This window comes from Pectobacterium aroidearum (assembly GCF_015689195.1).
Taxonomy (GTDB): Bacteria; Pseudomonadota; Gammaproteobacteria; order Enterobacterales; family Enterobacteriaceae; genus Pectobacterium; species Pectobacterium aroidearum.
Genome location: NZ_CP065044.1, coordinates 3,815,922 through 3,832,725 on the forward strand (window position 1 = coordinate 3,815,922; position 16,804 = coordinate 3,832,725).

Annotated in this window: 15 protein-coding genes; 8 read left to right on the top strand and 7 right to left on the bottom strand. The window is 51.4% G+C overall.

What is annotated here, in order from left to right:
• Positions 1 to 2 precede the first annotated feature (2 nt).
• Positions 3 to 1,172 (top strand): HlyD family type I secretion periplasmic adaptor subunit, encoded by a 1,170-nt coding sequence (locus tag I2D83_RS17005; RefSeq protein WP_205946963.1) that lies wholly within the window; start codon positions 3 to 5, stop codon positions 1,170 to 1,172.
• Positions 1,173 to 1,265: 93 nt separating this feature from the next.
• Here the strand turns inward: I2D83_RS17005 and I2D83_RS17010 are convergent, their stop codons facing one another.
• Complete coding sequence (locus I2D83_RS17010; protein ID WP_205946964.1) at positions 1,266 to 2,474, bottom strand: glycoside hydrolase family 28 protein; 1,209 nt, start codon at positions 2,472 to 2,474, stop codon at positions 1,266 to 1,268.
• A gap of 850 nt (positions 2,475 to 3,324) precedes the next feature.
• On the opposite strand from I2D83_RS17010, the gene pelI reads away from it, so the two are divergent.
• Entirely contained in the window at positions 3,325 to 4,380 is a 1,056-nt protein-coding gene (pelI, locus tag I2D83_RS17015; protein ID WP_012773674.1) for a pectate lyase PelI, read from the top strand.
• 100 nt (positions 4,381 to 4,480) lie between these two features.
• On the opposite strand, the gene uxuA is transcribed toward pelI, so the two are convergent.
• Together uxuA and I2D83_RS17025 are read right to left on the bottom strand one after the other, a co-directional pair.
• The gene (gene uxuA, locus I2D83_RS17020; RefSeq protein ID WP_205946965.1) at positions 4,481 to 5,680 is read right to left on the bottom strand and encodes a mannonate dehydratase; all 1,200 of its coding nucleotides are present in this window, start codon (positions 5,678 to 5,680) and stop codon (positions 4,481 to 4,483) included.
• 263 nt (positions 5,681 to 5,943) lie between these two features.
• Positions 5,944 to 6,678 carry an FCD domain-containing protein gene (locus I2D83_RS17025; protein WP_012773672.1) on the bottom strand — a complete coding sequence of 245 codons (735 nt, stop codon included), beginning with the start codon at positions 6,676 to 6,678 and terminating at the stop codon, positions 5,944 to 5,946.
• A gap of 211 nt (positions 6,679 to 6,889) precedes the next feature.
• Between I2D83_RS17025 and I2D83_RS17030 the strand changes: the two genes are divergently transcribed.
• The 6 genes from I2D83_RS17030 (at position 6,890) to I2D83_RS17055 (ending at position 12,103) form a co-directional block, all read left to right on the top strand.
• The gene (locus tag I2D83_RS17030) at positions 6,890 to 8,083 is read left to right on the top strand and encodes an alpha/beta hydrolase (protein ID WP_205946966.1); all 1,194 of its coding nucleotides are present in this window, start codon (positions 6,890 to 6,892) and stop codon (positions 8,081 to 8,083) included.
• Between the two features lie 85 nt (positions 8,084 to 8,168).
• Positions 8,169 to 9,413 carry a SpoIIE family protein phosphatase gene (locus I2D83_RS17035; protein WP_180778253.1) on the top strand — a complete coding sequence of 415 codons (1,245 nt, stop codon included), beginning with the start codon at positions 8,169 to 8,171 and terminating at the stop codon, positions 9,411 to 9,413.
• Positions 9,414 to 9,426: 13 nt separating this feature from the next.
• Positions 9,427 to 9,981 (top strand): SiaB family protein kinase, encoded by a 555-nt coding sequence (locus I2D83_RS17040; RefSeq protein WP_012773669.1) that lies wholly within the window; start codon positions 9,427 to 9,429, stop codon positions 9,979 to 9,981.
• Between the two features lies 1 nt (position 9,982).
• Positions 9,983 to 10,435 carry a DUF1987 domain-containing protein gene (locus tag I2D83_RS17045; RefSeq protein ID WP_012773668.1) on the top strand — a complete coding sequence of 151 codons (453 nt, stop codon included), beginning with the start codon at positions 9,983 to 9,985 and terminating at the stop codon, positions 10,433 to 10,435.
• Positions 10,422 to 11,129 (top strand): GGDEF domain-containing protein, encoded by a 708-nt coding sequence (locus tag I2D83_RS17050; protein WP_012773667.1) that lies wholly within the window; start codon positions 10,422 to 10,424, stop codon positions 11,127 to 11,129. The genes I2D83_RS17045 and I2D83_RS17050 overlap by 14 nt, the downstream gene beginning before the upstream one ends.
• 80 nt (positions 11,130 to 11,209) lie before the next feature.
• Positions 11,210 to 12,103 (top strand): LysR family transcriptional regulator, encoded by an 894-nt coding sequence (locus I2D83_RS17055; protein ID WP_205946967.1) that lies wholly within the window; start codon positions 11,210 to 11,212, stop codon positions 12,101 to 12,103.
• Here the strand turns inward: I2D83_RS17055 and I2D83_RS17060 are convergent.
• The 4 genes from I2D83_RS17060 to I2D83_RS17075 all read right to left on the bottom strand — a co-directional run bounded on the left by I2D83_RS17060 (position 12,100) and on the right by I2D83_RS17075 (position 16,644).
• Positions 12,100 to 12,825 (bottom strand): sulfite exporter TauE/SafE family protein, encoded by a 726-nt coding sequence (locus I2D83_RS17060; protein ID WP_205946968.1) that lies wholly within the window; start codon positions 12,823 to 12,825, stop codon positions 12,100 to 12,102. The genes I2D83_RS17055 and I2D83_RS17060 overlap by 4 nt on opposite strands.
• Before the next feature lie 518 nt (positions 12,826 to 13,343).
• Positions 13,344 to 14,429 (bottom strand): lytic murein transglycosylase B, encoded by a 1,086-nt coding sequence (mltB, locus tag I2D83_RS17065; RefSeq protein WP_012773663.1) that lies wholly within the window; start codon positions 14,427 to 14,429, stop codon positions 13,344 to 13,346.
• Positions 14,430 to 14,565: 136 nt separating this feature from the next.
• On the bottom strand, positions 14,566 to 14,907 hold the full coding sequence (locus I2D83_RS17070) for a zinc ribbon domain-containing protein YjdM (protein ID WP_010285776.1): 342 nt from the start codon (positions 14,905 to 14,907) through the stop codon (positions 14,566 to 14,568).
• A gap of 120 nt (positions 14,908 to 15,027) precedes the next feature.
• Positions 15,028 to 16,644, bottom strand: coding sequence for an EAL domain-containing protein (locus I2D83_RS17075; protein WP_205946969.1), 1,617 nt, complete (start codon positions 16,642 to 16,644; stop codon positions 15,028 to 15,030).
• Positions 16,645 to 16,804: the final 160 nt, after the last annotated feature.

Consider the following 16,804-nt stretch of genomic DNA (forward strand, 5'->3'; position numbering starts at 1 on the left):
CAATGAGTAGCATCACTATCCATGATGACCTGAAACGTCAGGGGCGGCGCGTCTCCGTCATTATCTGGCTCAGTCTGCTGGGGCTGGTCGTGTTTTTTATCTGGGCCACCTTCGCCGTGCTGGATGAAGTCTCGGTCGGGAGCGGCAAAGTGACACCGTCGACACGTGCGCAGGTGATTGAAAGCCTGGACGGCGGGATCATCGGCCAGTTGTATGTGCAGCAGGGCAACGTCGTCGAGAAAGGTCAGGTGCTGGCGCAGTTGGACGTCAACCGCTTCCAGTCGGTCTACGGTGAAGCCTTCTCCCGCGTGCAGACGCTGCGGGCGTCCGCCGAACGTCTGTACGCCGAGCTCAGCGGCGAACCGCTCAAATTCAGCGCGGAAACTCTGAAGGAACCGGCGCTGGCTGCACGCGAGCGCCAGCTTTATGAATCACGCTTGCGTAATCGCGATGAAACGGTCGCCAATCTGCAACAATCGATGCGGCTGGTGGAGCAAGAACTGCGGATGACAGAGCCGCTGGTGCAGCGAGGTGCCGCCAGCGCCGTCGAGGTGATTCGGTTACGCCGCCAGATTAGCGAAATCCGCGGCAAAATCGATGAAGCCCGCAACCAATACGCCGTACGGGCGCGGGAAGAACAGGTCAAGAACAACGCCGATCTGGAAGCACAAATGGAAGTGGTCAGCGGGAAAGCCGACCAGCTCAAGCGTGCCACCATTACGTCACCAGTACGCGGGATTGTGAAAGACATTCAGGTAACGACCGTTGGCGGCGTGCTGCAACCGGGCGGAAAGCTGATGGAAATCGTACCGCTGGAAGATCAGTTGCTAATCGAAACGCGCATCAATCCGCGTGATATTGCCTATATCCGGCCGGGTTTGCCTGCCACGGTAAAAATCACCGCTTATGATTCCTCCATCTACGGCAACTTAACCGGTGAAGTCGAAAGCGTGTCGCCCGACACCCTTCAGGACGAAGTCAGGCGCGATCAGTTTTATTATCGGGTCTATGTACGCACCACGCAGGCGGAGCTGACCAATAAAGCCGGGGAGAAATTCCCCATCGTGCCCGGTATGGTCGCCAGCGTGGAGATAAAAACTGGCCAGAAGAGCGTGCTGGACTATCTGATTAAGCCTTTGAACAAGGTCAATGAAGCGCTGCGTGAACGTTAAACTCACGTATGGTAGAACGAGCGTAATTGACAAAAAACAGCGCCGCCGGTTTCCCGTGCGGCGCTGTAATGACAAAACAACGTAGTGATCAAATTACTTCTTCACGGTGACGTTCTTGATCTGCCATGTGCTGTCGCTCGTCAGTTTGACGTTCTTCATCGTCACTTCGATCGGCTTTTTCGCGTTCTCGCCGTTCAGCACAACCACACCTTTGGTTTGGGAGGTAATATCTTTAAACGTAATGTCGCTCCAGTCAGGCACATTACTTCCCTCTTTCTTCTCATATACCGTATCAATCACAATCGGCTTCGCCACATTCTTCATGACCACATTGCTATACCGAATGCCGTTGACCACCCCGGCAGCCGATTTGTCACTCTTAATGCGCAAGCCATTCGTGGTGCCATTCATGTTCAGATCATCGACGGTGACATTGTAAACCCCCATCGTTTCGCTGCCGATCGACATACCGTGACCCGTTCCGAATTTATTATGCAAAATGGAAATATTGCGTGTCTCGGCACGGCCTTTATAGGCTTTGATCGCCACGTTATCGTCACCCGTCGAAATATTGCTGTGGGCAATCGTGATGTTTTTTGATGACATCGGATCGATACCGTCGGTGTTTCTCGCGGTGGACGGGGTTTTGATCGTGGTTTTCCACGCGGTGAAACCATCACCATCGCTGAACACGACGTGGAAGTTAGGGGAGTTAATGAGAGAGACGTTATACAGTGTGAAATTCTTACTCTTATTAATCTGAATCAGCCGCGGGGTATTCTGTTTTAGCTTTTTCACTTTGGCGTCAGCAGCCAGATCCCACCAGCTCACCTTTTTATCCTGAAGCTTCACGCCCCCTTGCCCATCAATGATGCCCGGCCCATAGATTCCGCTGTTCGTCGTACTCGTGGCGGTAATAAATGCATTACAACCTTTACCGTTGTTATCCACTACGCCACAGGATGACGCCGCATTCTCAAAAGACTTGGCATTATTCACAGCTCGTAGCGTCACCCCGCTATCGATTAATAAGCTGACGCCCGAAGGCAGAGAAAGTGGACCGCTCAGAAAGACGGAGGAACTCCCCGCGCTCAGCCTGACCGCTTTGCCTTGTCCGCAGTTATTCAACGCTTTTTGAATGGCGCTGGTGGCCGTGCTGCTGTCCGCTTTCAGTACCGTACAGGAGGACGGTGCTTTCGGCTCGCTCACCGTTCGTGAGTCAGAAGCAAATGCCGATGCGCTGAACAGGCCGATAAGACCCAGTGATAGTGATAAAACTCGCTTACCTGATTGATATTCCATGTCAAACCTTCCCTTATATCCCCGTCATACTTCAAGCCGCAGGTGCGTTGGCTTCTCTTAAATACTCGGCCCGTCGTGGGCCTCGCCCTAAAGGGCCGCTGCGAGCAGCGTTCAAATCTGCTCCCGGCAGATTTGTCACCCCTGTCACTTACCGGTGTAAGCTCTTGGGGACTAATGAACCTCATAAATGAGGTTCCCCCTTCGGGCTAGCGCTAGCGCTGTTCAAATCGGTTTAAAACCGATTTGTCGTGCGATTGCCGCCTACCCGCAACTCGAATTATTTAGGGTGTAGATATCCGCAACGTTATCGTGACTAAAAAGGAATGCCATTTTCCTTTGGATTAATAAGAAAAATAAAACGCCTTTATAGAAACTAAAAATTGTCGAATATGCATATGTAGATTAATAAAAAGTCCATTTACATAAAAAGTTGTCTATTTTTTAGAAAAGGCATTCTGTTTTATGCATGATTAAATTATCACCAGAAAATTAAATGAAGTATCAACAGAACGTGGAAAGAAACCGAATCCTGTCACGAGCAGTAAAGGGGGAGTGGTAAGATTTTTATCTCTTCAAGCCATTCACTTTTCTTATTTCTTTAATAAGAACCTTCCGAATATTTATTAGTTTATAACAAATAATTAAATAAAATATAATAAACAAAAGATAAAATTAAATATAAAATAATCACAGAGTAAATTAAATAATCTGATTAATCTCAACAATTCTGACGAATCATTATTCATTTCAAATTCTCTGCTATATAATCCTTTTCGATGCGCAAGGACTCCCTCTTTATTTAGAATAAATGAAGAGAAAAAATATCCGTTTAATTTACAAGGAAAAACACATGTTTAAGTATTTAACACCGATATTTTTATGTACTGCTGCTTTTTCTTTTCAGGCTCAAGCTGATGACACCATGCTGATGCTGCTGAAAAAAGATAATGCCACCTATTTAAGCTGGTCTACCGATGCAGGCAACCTTGTTCGCCAGGATGTGTATCGCAGCACCAGTAATAATCAGGCGAGCAGCGAAAAAATTGCAGAGCTCAATTCCACCGACAGAACCTTTACCGATTTAACCGCCAATCCAAAGTCGGATTATTGGTATTGGGTGGATACCGTTAGCGGCAATAATAATGTACTGAAGTCCAACGCAGCACCGACCAACCCAAGTCTGGAGCCAGCACCACTGCGCGCTGCTTCACTTAAAGCAGCCAGTTCAGAATGTAAAGCGGGAGCGGTAATTAAAGATAAAACCGTCGACTGCGGGGGAATTACTCTGGGTCTGAGCTGTAAGGGCGACAGTGATAAGCAACCTCCCGTTATCACGCTGGAAAATGCCACCATTAAAAACCTGCGCATCTCCGAAAAAGGCGGTTCTGACGGTATCCACTGTAAATCAGGCAACTGCCGTATCGAAAACGTAATCTGGGAAGATATCTGTGAAGATGCGGCGACCAACAACGGCAAAACCCTGACCATCGTCGGCGGTGTCGCACATAACACCACCAATGGCCCTGGCGGCAAGCCGGACAAAGTACTGCAACAGAATGCCAAAAACAGCCACACTATCGTACAGGGCAACTTCACTCTGACGGGTCAACACGGCAAACTGTGGCGTTCTTGCGGTGACTGCACCAACAACGGCGGTCCACGCAACCTCACCATTATTAGCGCAACCGTTAACGGCACCATTGATAGCATCGCGGGCGTAAACCGTAACTTTGGTGATGTCGCTGAAATCCGCGATCTGCGTATTAAAAACTACAAAGAAGGCAAACCGCCTGTATGTGAAGAGTTTACCGGCGTAGAAAAAGGCAAAGGTAACTCTCCTAAACACGGTGAATTCTGGGATACCAAGAACTGCAAAGTCAGCCGTTCAAACGTTAAAGCTCTGTAATTCTGCCAGCAAAGTTCACGTCTAAGTTGCTATATCCTCTGGGGTTCTGACGCATCAGCCCTCAACAGACCGTGCTTATTCAAGCACGGTCTGTTCTATTTCATTGCCCTTGCTGCAATTCGTTAAACAGCGTGCGCTTCAGCGCCAGTTCAACACCACGCAACTCCGCCAGCCCTTTCAGACGACCAATGGCCGAGTAGCCGGGATTGGTTTTCTTCTTCAGATCGTCCAGCATTTGGTGCCCGTGATCCGGACGCATCGGGATCGGACGGCGATCGCCTGCCTTCTGACGACGTAGCTCCTCCGCCAGAATGGCATTAATGATCGCCACCATATCCACATCCCCTTGCAAATGCGCCCCTTCGTGGAAGGAATTGGGATTGTCTTCACGACAGGTCGCACGCAGATGAGTGAAATGCACGCGATCGGCAAACGTTTCCAGCATCGTAACCAAATCGTTATCGGCCCGTACGCCGTAAGAACCTGTACAGAAGGTAAAGCCGTTATGCAGGCTATCGACCGTCTGTTTCAGCCAGCGCATGTCGTCAATGGTAGACATCACTCGCGGTAGCCCAAGGATTGGACGCGGCGGATCGTCAGGGTGAATCGCAAGGCGGATACCTGCCGCTTCCGCAACAGGCACAATCTCACGCAGGAAATGCCCAAGATGCTCACGCAGTTTGGCATGGTCGATGCCATCATACTCTGCCAGACGGCTACGGAATTGCTCCAGCGTATAGCCCTCTTCAGACCCCGGCAGACCCGCGATAATATTCCCCGTCAGACGCGCAATCTCTTCTTCACTCATCGCTCGGAAGTAATCGGCAGCCTGTGCCTGCTCACCTGCCGTGTAATCTTTTTCGGCACCGTGGCGTTTCAGGATGTGCAGCTCAAAAGCCGCAAAGGCAATATGATCGAAACGCAGTGCTTTTGAACCATCCGGCAGAACATACTCCAGATCGGTTCGCGTCCAGTCCAATACAGGCATGAAGTTATAGCACACGGTATCAATCCCGCACTGCGCCAGGTTACGCAGCGATTGCTGGTAATTGGCAATATGCTGCTGATAATTCCCCGTCTGGGTTTTGATCTCTTCATGCACCGGTACGCTTTCCACCACCGACCACACTAGCCCCTTCGCCTTCAATTCGGCTTTGCGCTTTTCAATCTCCTCAATCGACCAGATTTCGCCATTGGGGATGTGGTGCAGCGCCGTCACCACGCCGGTCGCTCCCGCCTGCCGAACATCATCCAGTGAGACAGGATCGTTCGGGCCGTACCAACGCCAAGTTTGTTCCATACCGAGTTACCTTTTTCGCCAAGATAGTTGTTTCATCAATAATGAGGAAAAGCCTACCTCACCAGAACAAAGTGTCAAACGAAACACACAAATTGATTGACCAATTACACAAAAAAACCGTTTTTTGGCCTAACACCTGTAAAAAAAGCTATAAAAGTGAAGGTGAAATAAGGAAATGGATTTTTTGGTCTGATATCTTTCTCTCCGTGCACCGATGTGATGCAGGAGAGCAAGTGTACGCAGAAAGGAAATATCGGGGGGAATCAGGATTCCAGACGGGAGGGAACGGACTCGAACAGGTAACCATCGAACGCCGGATCGTCCACATTCGAGATTTCCAGCAGTTTGATTTTTACGTTCTCCAGATGCTGCCACATCGCCTGACGCGCCATGTTTACATCACGACGAGACACGGCGCGCAGGATCTGCTCATGATCGTCCAGCCACTGGCGCTGATAGCTGAAATCTTCGGTATGGGAGTGGATGCCCTGCCACATCGGGCTGCGTTTACGCGCCTGCCACACCTCATACACCATGTTGGCTAAGACGCTGTTTTGGGTAGACTGCGCCAGCAGGCAATGGAATTGTTCATCGGCGCTTTCATCCACGCTGCCGTTCTCAAGCGATGCCCTTTCTTGTTCAATGGCCTGCCGCATTTTCACGATATCGCTTTTGGTCGCCTGCATGGCGGCAAACGCAGCAACCTCGCCCTCCAGCAGTTGACGCGCCTGCATCAGCTCAAAGGGGCCATAGCCGCTGTCCACCACGCCATCTTTTCCCTGCGCGGTTGGCAGTTGCATGACATAAACGCCAGAGCCTTTACGCACCTCGATCAGCTTTTCCAGCTCCAGCATGATCAGCGCTTCACGCACCACGCTACGGCTGACGTTGTAGGTTTCAGCAATATCACGTTCGGGAGGCAAGCGATCGCCAATCTGATAGTTGCCCTTCAGAATTTCCGCGCGAAGATTGTCGCCAATCTGCTGATATAAACGCATACCGCCATCCCTTTATTCAACATCGGCCATCGCAATATTGGCCTGACCAAAAGACAGAAAAATGCCCAATTTGTCTGAAGTATAACATGAAGCCCCACTACGCCGCACGTTGAGCAATCTGCACGCGAAATAATTTCAGATATAGTGTTGTCGAAACGCCATTACCCCGTTCGCGATCAGGTTGATGTTGCCCAATCGGCAAGGAGCATAAATGACAATAAACGTATTCCGGTTCGTTTCGTGGACCACCTGGAAGCAGGTGATGGCGAGCCTGTTCGCTCTGGTCGGTGTGCTTTTTATCGTGGGGTGCAATAGCAATCCGCGTGATATCACACCATTAGGACAAGCGTCATTCGAGCGTTATCAGCAAGACACGACGCGTTGGGTAGAACAACACCGCGCCTTCCAAACCACGGATAAACAGTTGGAATTACGCTGGAACACTCCCAGCGAAACACGCCCTGCGGGTCAGCCGCATAAAGCGATTTTGCTGGTGCACGGGCTGGGAGATTCACCCGGCTCATTCATTGACGTCACGCCGCAATTGGTCAAACAGGGATTTCTGGTCAGAACCGTGCTGCTACCGGGGCATGGCACCCAACCATCCGATCTGCTGCACGTCACCGTCGATGACTGGCGCGAAGTCGTCGCCGAGCAGGCCGCTATTCTCAGTAAAGAAGTCGATGAGGTCTATCTGGGCGGCTTTTCCACCGGTGGCAATCTGGTGCTGGAATACGCGTTGCAACACCCTGCAATCAAAGGGCTGGTGCTGTTTTCGCCCGCGATTAAATCCAATGAAAAATATGACTTCATGACGCCGCTGCTGTCGGTGTTTACCGACTGGCTGATGCCGCCTCGCCCCGGCTACCCACAGCAGTTAGCAACCCGCTATATGCGCGTGCCGACCAACGGCTTCGCCCAATATTATTATTCCAGTAGCGGTGTTCGTTCACAGCTCGCCAAAAAGCCTTATGACAAACCGGTATTAATCGTGCTAGCAGAGCATGATTCCGTCGTCGATACGGCCTATATTGTCAATATGTTCGATACCCAGTTTACCCACCCGCGCAGCCGACTGATCTGGTATGGCGATCGCCCTGCTGGTGTCCACTCCTCGCGCGTTTTGGTGCGTACGGGTTCGCTGCCAGACTGGCGCATCAGCCAGTTCTCGCACATGTCGCTCCTGTTTTCGCCAGACAATAAGGAATACGGAAAAACCGGTGCGATTGTCATTTGCGCTAATGGACAAACCAATAGCGACCTGGCGGCCTGTGCGGATCGCAGCACGCTGTGGTATTCCGACTGGGGATACGTGGAAAACGGCAAAACCCACGTGCGCCTGACCTTTAACCCCTATTTCGACTGGCAAAATCAGATCATGGCCAACGTATTGGACGCGCAATAACCTTATCGCAAACCGGGAGTTGTCATCATTTGGTCATCAAGGTCGGGTATTTTGACTTAAAGACAAATCCGCCCAAAGATTAGCCATGATCGCCATGCCCGTTCCTTGCGCCCGACCGCTCCTCCGGGGTACACCGGTGGCGCGAGATCTTTGCATTCCCTTGCCGGACGTTTCTCCTAACACCGACAACGCCACCGTATTGCAGTTATTCAGTAAAAATAAAGAGTGGGTCAGCCTGCCTGTCGTTGAGGATGGACGCCCTTTCGGCTTAATCAACCGCCATATTTTTCTCTCACAGATGTCGCGGCCTTTTTATCGCGAACTGTACGATAAAAAGAGCTGCATCGCGTTTATGGATAAAAATCCGCTGATTGTTGATGCGCTGGCGTCGTTAAACGACGTTGCCGATCAAACGGTGATCACCGGTGATAAATCGCTGACGGACGGCTTTATGATCACCGAGAATGGGCGTTATATCGGTATCGGACTGGGCATCGATTTGATCAAGGCCGTCTCCGATATGCACCTGCGCCAGCATCAGCAGATTATGCAGAGCATCGAATATGCCAGTGTGATTCAGGCCGCGATGCTGACGACATCAACGCAGGCGATGTCCCGCACGCTTGCCGACTGGTGTTTAGCCTGGGAACCGCGAGACTGTGTCGGCGGCGACTGCTATGCCTTTAAAACCTACCAGAACGGCTGGTTTGCCGCCGTCGCAGACTGTACCGGACACGGCGTGCCCGGCGCATTTATGACGCTGATTTTCTCTTCCGCATTAGAGCAGGCGCTGACACAACACGGTCCGATGCTGCCAGCGCAGCTATTACAGGCAATCAACCGCCATATTAAAGATACGCTGGGGCAGCGTGACGAAACGCGCCAGCTCTCTAGCTCTAACGACGGCTGCGACGCCATGCTGGTGTTCTGCGATATGACGCGCAATACGCTGACGTTTGCCGGCGCGAGGATGCCAGCCTTCATGCTGCAACGCCAGAACGGACAGCTGACGCCACTCCAGTGCGATCGTATGGGAATCGGTTATACCGAAACGCCTTATGACTACCAGTGGTCGAGCTATGAATTGCCGCTCCATGATAACGATATGTTTTTTACCACCACGGACGGATTGACGGACCAAATCGGCGGCGAACGCAGGATTATGTTTGGAAAACGCCGGCTACAGGAGCATCTCCAGCACTATCAACACCAGCCGATGCGTGAACTGGCTAACCAGCTTCTGTCGGCACACAAGATCTACCAGGGCGATCAGACCCGACGAGACGATTTAACTTTTTGGGGCTTCCGACATTGTTCGACTTTTGTTTAATCAGGCAGGCAGAATGATGCCAAACATCAAATACACTGAATTTTTTTCGCCCTCGCACCAGCATGACATCACGCTGTATTACGTGGGCTATTTTTCACAAAACATCATCAGTTCACTGGCTGAAACCATGCGGCTACAGCTGGAGAAAAAGCAGCTTCCTGCCGGTATCCGCCGTCGACTGTTCTCTACCTTCGTCGAAATGGTGCAAAACATTACCCGCTATTCCGCCGCCCCGCTAACGGCGCTCGATCAGCCCGTCGAGGTCCGTCATGGCTCCGTCTGTCTGGGTTACGAAAATGGCAAATACTTCCTGCTGTGCGCTAACCCGATACACCCCGACGATGTCGAGACGCTGCGGGGACGCCTTGAGCCGCTGCGTGGCATGACGCTTGATGAAATCCGACTCGCGTACAAGGCCTCTCTGCGTGATGAAACCCCGTCATCAAGCAAAGGCGCGGATATGGGGTTGTTAACCGTCGCGCGTGATGCCAGTGAGCCACTCCAGTTTACGTTTCGGGCCGACGCATCAACGGGGCTATCTACGTTTTATCTGAAGGCAATCATTTGACATGAAAAATATAACAACCTTAAGCAACCTCCATATTTCGGGGACATCCTGTACCCCGGCCGTTGATTTTCACTTTGACACACACCGTCTTTATCTTTCCGGCGAATCTTATCCTGAGAATGCCGCGGCGTTTTACCGTCCGCTGCTTACAGAGATTGAGGCGTATCTGCTCGCGTTGACGACCTGCGCGGAAACGATGCCACCGGATGAGGCACTGCCGAGCATCGAGATTCACGTCTCCCTGATTTATTTCAACAGCTCCAGCACCAAGATGCTGTTCAGTTTATTCAACCTGCTTAATCAGGCGGCGGAACAGTCGCTATCGATTGCACTGTATTGGTATTACGACAAAGACGACGACATTGCGGAAGAATTTGGTGAAGAACTGCACATCGACTTCCCTGCCCTGACCTTTCACAGCACGATTTTGAGTGATAACCATGAGCACAATTGAATTGTTTACACCGGAATACGACATTCTGCTCGCCGCACGCAACATCGCTAACCAGCAGGAAAGACCTGCTGAAGTCTATCGCGACACGCTGCTGGCGTTAACCGACCATTACCAGCGGCTGGTACGAGAATCGCACCGCCTGATATCACGCAGCGATCGCGCAGAGAAGGAGCTGAACCGCTTGAACGCCCAGCTCAATCAACTGGCGGTAGAATTGGAATACAAGGCCAGCCACGATCCGCTGACTAGCGTGTATAACCGTGGCGCGATTATTGAACGCATCAACCACGCGCTCGAACGCAATCAGGCAGCGCTCATCGTGCTGGATATCGATCACTTCAAACTGGTGAACGATACCTACGGTCACCCTACTGGCGACGCCGTCATTTGCGATCTGGTATCGCGCGTGCAGAACGTGCTGAATACCACAAGCAGCATTGGCCGCGTTGGCGGTGAAGAGTTCACCATTCTGCTGGAAGGACATACGCTCATGCAGGCCGTCTCGCTCGCCAGCCGCCTTCATCAGGATCTCAACAGAATGCCGCTCAGCGTACTGCCACAACAGCGCGTTACCGCCAGCTTTGGCGTTAGTTGGGCACCACAAAAAACCCGTTTCGATGCGCTCTATAGCGCAGCGGATGCCGCACTCTATCAGGCCAAGGAAAAAGGCAGAAATAGAGTGGAATTTCAGTAAGTCGCGTGCCGGGCGATTGCCGTCGCCCTGACTCGCGACCATAATAGTGGGTATCGGCTTCTCCGAGACAGATTCCCGCTATGCGATTCGATTTAACCGATCTCCGGCTGTTTCTCAATATTCAGAAGGCAGGCAGCATTACCGGTGGCGCAGGAGCGTCCAGCCTGACCGTTCAGGCCGCCAGCGAACGTATCCGCGGTATGGAAGAGGAACTTGGCGTACCGCTGCTGCTGCGGTCAAAGGCTGGCGTTTCTCTCACCGACGCGGGATTTTCACTCGCGCACCACGCCCACATCATCCTGCGTCAGGTAGAACATATGCGCAGTGAATTACACCAATACAGTAAAGGGCTGCGCGGCCATATTCCGCTGCTGTGCAACTCTGCGGCGCTGAATGAATATTTACCCGCCCTGCTGGGTCGCTATCTGGTGGTCTGTCCGCAGATATCCGTAACGGTGAATGAAAAACTCAGCCGTGACATTGTTAATGCAATCCGCAATCAAACCGCCGATCTCGGCATTGTGGCCGATTCCGTACCGCTCGACGGGCTGGAAACGCGCCCGTTCCGTCAGGACGAACTGGTCGCGGTGGTTCCTCGCGCCAGCCTCTGGTCTGACGCATCGCAGCTTACCTTTTCCGATATTGCCGACGCCGAATTTATCGGGCTTAGCGAAGGGGCGGCGTTACAGGAGCACATCGACGAGCACGCCAAAAGGCTGGGGAAACGTCTGAATTACCGCGTGCGCCTTGCCAGTTTCGACGCTGTTACTCAGGTGATTCACAGCGGTATCGGCATTGGCATTCTTCCGCGACATGCCGCACAGCGCATGATGGAGCGGCTGGCTATCCGCACGATCCCGCTCGCAGACGGCTGGGCTACGCGTAATCTGGTTGTCTGCACCCGTCAGTTTTCCGCGCTGCCCGGTTATGTTCAGGATTTCGTGGCGTTTATTACAGCCGAGAACGCCGCTTAAAGCAGCCCGCGCATGGCCATGTATCCACCCAGCGCTATCAGCCCGATGAAAAAACAGCGCCGGAAAACCTGCTCACTAATCGCGTGGCGCAGGCGTTGTCCCATCATCATGCCCAGTAACGCGGGGATCAGCGCTAACATCGACTGCCAGAGATCGATGCCCTGTAGCCCGATTCCCTGCATCAGTTGTAACGCCAGCCCTAGCGTGGAAACGGTAAACGCCAGCCCCAGCGCCTGTACCAGATCGTTTTTATTGAGTCGCAGGCATTGCAGGTAAGGCACGGCAGGAATCACGAAAACCCCCGTTGCCGCCGTGATAGCACCTGTGATGTAACCCACCAACGGCGACAGCCAGATTTCATGACGGCCAGGCTGCGGCAAGGTGGTCGCCAGAATCCCCCACAGGCCGTAAACTACCAAAATGCCGCCGAGCGCCGCGCTCGTCCATGACGATGACGAAGTCAGCGTCGGCAGGCCACTCCAGAGCGTCCCGATAATAATCCCGGCAAACAGCGTCCAGAACCGCTTAATCAGGCTAAGAAAGGCGGGGCCGCAGGCAAGCTGCCAGATGTTGGTCACCAGTGACGGAACAATCAACAACCCCGCCGCGCTGGCAGCCGGCATCACCAGCGTTAACAAGCCCATGGCGATTGTCGGTAACCCCAGACCAATCACGCCTTTCACCACACCAGCCAGCAGGAACACCACCATCATCGTCGTCATTCATCGCCTCAGTTTGCAACGTCATAGGAAGATCCCTACGTATGAATATTCCAATGAGACGGCTGTTGGTGTCGATGCGGATTGTATTGAGGGTGATTCAGGGAAAATTGGAGGTAAAGGAAGGATTGGGAGGATTGATATTCTCGAGGGCTCTCGCAGTCACATGTTTATGCAGGCTCAGAGACCGTTTCGTGCGCAACAATATCGCTATTCTCATGCTACTGCGTCGCTCACGCCCGACGCAGGGCGCTCAGTCGCCGCCGCCCTGCGAACCCTGGCTTCCGGCTAAATTATGTCGCTGCGCGATGCCATCGGTGTTCATGACCGCTAATCGAGCCACCAGTGACGCGTTCCCGACGCGGCACTGGCTTTCGCGGCATCCATGCCGCTCACTCGGCGGTCACGCTCACCGCTGCATAATTTCTTATGCCGGATAACGGCCAACCCCACTTACGTCCCTGCATTATGTAAGAGACAGACCCGGCGAATGGGGCTACCAACACCAAACAGCAGATATCTTAGTAACTCTGGCCTTGGCGCGCGCGGCCTACGGCCTCACCCAGTTGCCATACGGCCATCGCATAGTGTGTGCTGTGGTTGTAACGCGTGATGGTGTAAAAGTTCGGCAAGCCGTACCAGTATTGGTACCCCGTACCGATATCCAGACGCAGCAGGCTGGCTTCACTGTATCCCGCCAGCGAATGCTGTGGCGTTAATCCCGCGGCCTGTAGTTCAGTGAGCGAGTAACGGGTATTAAAACCATTCGCCAGCAGTGGTGCCTGACCGTTTGCCTGCACCGCCACAGGGGCGCCCTTCACCCACCCGTGCGCTTTGAAGTAATTCGCCACACTGCCAATCGCATCCACCGGATCCCACAGGTTGGTATGCCCGTTGCCGTCGAAATCCACGGCGTAATTCTTGAAGGATGACGGCATAAACTGCCCGTAGCCCATCGCCCCCGCGTAAGAGCCGCGCAGGCTGAGCGGATCGTTGCCTTCTTTACGCGCCATCAGCAGGAACGTTTCCAGCTCGCCCGCAAAGTAATCGGCACGTCGCGGGTAATCAAACGCCAGCGTTGCCAACGCATCGATGATGCGCGTTTTCCCCATGACTCTGCCCCAGCGGGTTTCAACGCCAATAATGCCGACGATGATCTCAGGCGGAACACCGTAAATGTTTTGGGCACGCTGTAACGCATCCTGATATTGATTCCAGAACGCCACGCCGTTCTGCACGTTGTCTGGCGTAATAAACTGATTACGGTAGCGGTTCCAGGCACCGTTCGGCCCTGAAGGCGGACGCGAAGTCGGGGCTTGTTTATCCATCAGGCGGATTACCCAGTCCAGACTCTTTGCCTGGACCAGCACATCATGCAGTTGCTGGCGATTAAAGCCGTGTTCCAGCACCATTTTATCGACAAACCGCGCGGTAGCCGGGTTGGTCGCAAAATCGCCGCCTAACGGATGGACGTTGTGTGCAGGTTCAAGCAGGAAGCCGCCTTTAAAAGGATTACCTGAAGGCGCTTCTGCGGGAGGGGGAGCAGGCTGACTGCTACAAGCCGAGAGCAAGACGAGCAGAGGGAGAAAACGAACCAAATGACGCATCAGATATCCGTATAGCCAGGTAAGAAATCAATATCAGCTATGGTAAAGGATTGTCTGATGTGAAAAAACCAGCCAGAGGTGAAAAAGTGCCGCGCGCCGACCGAATGGAAGGCCAGCACGCGCCATCACACTCAAATCAGTTTTTCTTCACAAACTCGGATTTCAGCTTCATCGGACCGAAACCGTCGATTTTACAATCAATATTGTGATCGCCTTCCACCAGACGAATGCCCTTCACGCGGGTGCCGATTTTCAGCGGGGTCGAACTGCCTTTTACTTTCAGGTCTTTAATAACCGTGACCGTATCGCCATCTGCCAGCAGATTACCGTTGGCATCTTTTACCACTAAAACGTCATCCTGCGCCGCCGCATCGCCTGCTGCGGACCACTCATTTCCACATTCCGGGCAGTTAAGCATTTCGCCTTCTTGCCAGGTATATTCAGAACTGCATTTTGGACAATGAGGTAACTGTTGCATGATAAACTCCTGAAAAATTCACGATAAAAAAGTAATAAATATCATTAGGTAACTGCCATATTCTCTATATTTTACCCTTTTATGCGTATTTTTGATAGTGAAGCAGCCTTTATCGTGATTTCATTGCCTACCCGATAACGTTTCACCTCTTGCCGCCAGAAACGCCAGCAAGGTGTCTTGCGTGAGCGCTTTGGAGTACAGCCAGCCCTGCGCATAAGCGACGCCAAGGCTTTTCAGATAGGCTTCCTGAATCGGGGTCTCAACCCCTTCGGCAACAATGTGCAGATTCAGACAGTGCGCCATGCTGACAATATGAGACAGCACGATATCGGTGGGTGAATGGTTATTAATGTTTCCAACAAAGGATTTATCGATTTTAAGCTTATTGGCTTTCACCCGCTCAAGATACGACAGCCCGGAATACCCGGTCCCAAAATCATCAATGGCAACATCAACGCCTTTTTGTTGATACAGCCCCACCATCGGTGCCGCTTTTTGTGGTTCGATCATGGAGGATTCGGTTAATTCGACATTCACATTGGCGCCAGCGAGATTATGTACCGCAATCTGCTCCATGAGATAATTGAAAACGGACATATCTTCAAATTCTGCCGCTTCAAGATTGATGGAGACAAACATCTCAGGGTAGCTTTTCTTCAGTACGCTGGCCGTTTGTAGCGCCTCATTAATGACGAAAAGCGTTAACTCTTTCATTAGCCCAACCTGGCGAGCCATCGGAATAAAGGAATCTGGTGAAATTAATTGCCCGTCCGAATGACGCCAGCGTATCAACGCTTCACATCCCACGATCTGAGAGGTATTCAGTTTAATAATCGGCTGATAGTGCAATTCAAACTCTTTTTGTACCAGTGCCTTATTTAATAGATGGTAAGGATTTTGAATTGCCTGCGATGTTCTGGAGATAAGTCCCGCCAGAAGTAGAGAAAGCCCTGTAAAAATGGGAAGAAAATAGAGGAATAACATAAAAGCAAAACGATAAGCTTTAGGCTCGTCAGCGTTAACCACTAATACAATGTTACCGTTTGGCATCGGCTTCAAACGAAAATATTTATTGCTGTGGTAAAATCGTTCTGTTGCAGGAGACTGGCCAAAAAGAATTAAAGCGATATTCGAAGGGTGCTCATTCGATATGATGACCATTCCGTTATCTTTTTCAACAAAAGCATATTTTATATTGTGGCTATAAGAGGGAATGTTCATAAAAGAATTCGGATTGAGGACGATGAGATAATTCGACAACCCGACATAAATCATCCGGCGATATCTGTTAAGTGTATTATCCGCGTTATACCAGACCCGGTATTTATTTTTATAGATAAGATCCGGCGAAAGCAGTGGAGAACGGTTTATATCACTTAACATCAAAGAACAACGGGGTCGATTATCCTCGACATAAATCACATCTTGCACATAATCATTGGAATAAGAAGCACGCCTGAGTAGCTCCATATGTTCACTCGAGCACGAACGAAACGTGTTTTTATCAAACACATCCAGCACTCTGGTCGCCTGCGCCATTATTTCTTCAGCATGCCCGACGGCGACATCAGAAAAACTCTCCACATCATGCTCAAACTGTCTTAACGTCACAGCCGCATACACCAAAAGAACCAGCGCGCAGATAGCAGCAAAAAGACAAAAAAAAGCAGAAAAAATCAGGAAAAAACCGCGCTTAAAATAGAGCGTTTGAAAATAGGCTAACAGGCTTTTTTTCATAGAGGAGACGCGTCATCATCATGAGAAATCCAACATAGCACACAACCCTTCCCCACTATCTAGCCATATCCTAAATAATTCTGATTCTACTACGTCGGCAACCATCCTCCCGAATATCCATACATACAGCATGCGATACATTTATTCTCTTAAAAAACAG

Bases quoted from the DNA above. Each gene is read 5' to 3' on its own strand.
- I2D83_RS17070 (WP_010285776.1), bottom strand. From the start codon at position 14,907: ATGCAACAGTTACCTCATTGTCCAAAATGCAGTTCTGAATATACCTGG.
- I2D83_RS17060 (WP_205946968.1), bottom strand. From the start codon at position 12,825: ATGACGACGATGATGGTGGTGTTCCTGCTGGCTGGTGTGGTGAAAGGC.
- I2D83_RS17035 (WP_180778253.1), top strand. From the start codon at position 8,169: ATGATCGCCATGCCCGTTCCTTGCGCCCGACCGCTCCTCCGGGGTACA.
- I2D83_RS17010 (WP_205946964.1), bottom strand. From the start codon at position 2,474: ATGGAATATCAATCAGGTAAGCGAGTTTTATCACTATCACTGGGTCTT.
- mltB (WP_012773663.1), bottom strand. From the start codon at position 14,429: ATGCGTCATTTGGTTCGTTTTCTCCCTCTGCTCGTCTTGCTCTCGGCT.
- I2D83_RS17050 (WP_012773667.1), top strand. From the start codon at position 10,422: ATGAGCACAATTGAATTGTTTACACCGGAATACGACATTCTGCTCGCC.
- pelI (WP_012773674.1), top strand. From the start codon at position 3,325: ATGTTTAAGTATTTAACACCGATATTTTTATGTACTGCTGCTTTTTCT.
- I2D83_RS17055 (WP_205946967.1), top strand. From the start codon at position 11,210: ATGCGATTCGATTTAACCGATCTCCGGCTGTTTCTCAATATTCAGAAG.
- I2D83_RS17045 (WP_012773668.1), top strand. From the start codon at position 9,983: ATGAAAAATATAACAACCTTAAGCAACCTCCATATTTCGGGGACATCC.
- I2D83_RS17005 (WP_205946963.1), top strand. From the start codon at position 3: ATGAGTAGCATCACTATCCATGATGACCTGAAACGTCAGGGGCGGCGC.
- I2D83_RS17025 (WP_012773672.1), bottom strand. From the start codon at position 6,678: ATGCGTTTATATCAGCAGATTGGCGACAATCTTCGCGCGGAAATTCTG.
- I2D83_RS17040 (WP_012773669.1), top strand. From the start codon at position 9,427: ATGATGCCAAACATCAAATACACTGAATTTTTTTCGCCCTCGCACCAG.
- I2D83_RS17030 (WP_205946966.1), top strand. From the start codon at position 6,890: ATGACAATAAACGTATTCCGGTTCGTTTCGTGGACCACCTGGAAGCAG.
- uxuA (WP_205946965.1), bottom strand. From the start codon at position 5,680: ATGGAACAAACTTGGCGTTGGTACGGCCCGAACGATCCTGTCTCACTG.
- I2D83_RS17075 (WP_205946969.1), bottom strand. From the start codon at position 16,644: ATGAAAAAAAGCCTGTTAGCCTATTTTCAAACGCTCTATTTTAAGCGC.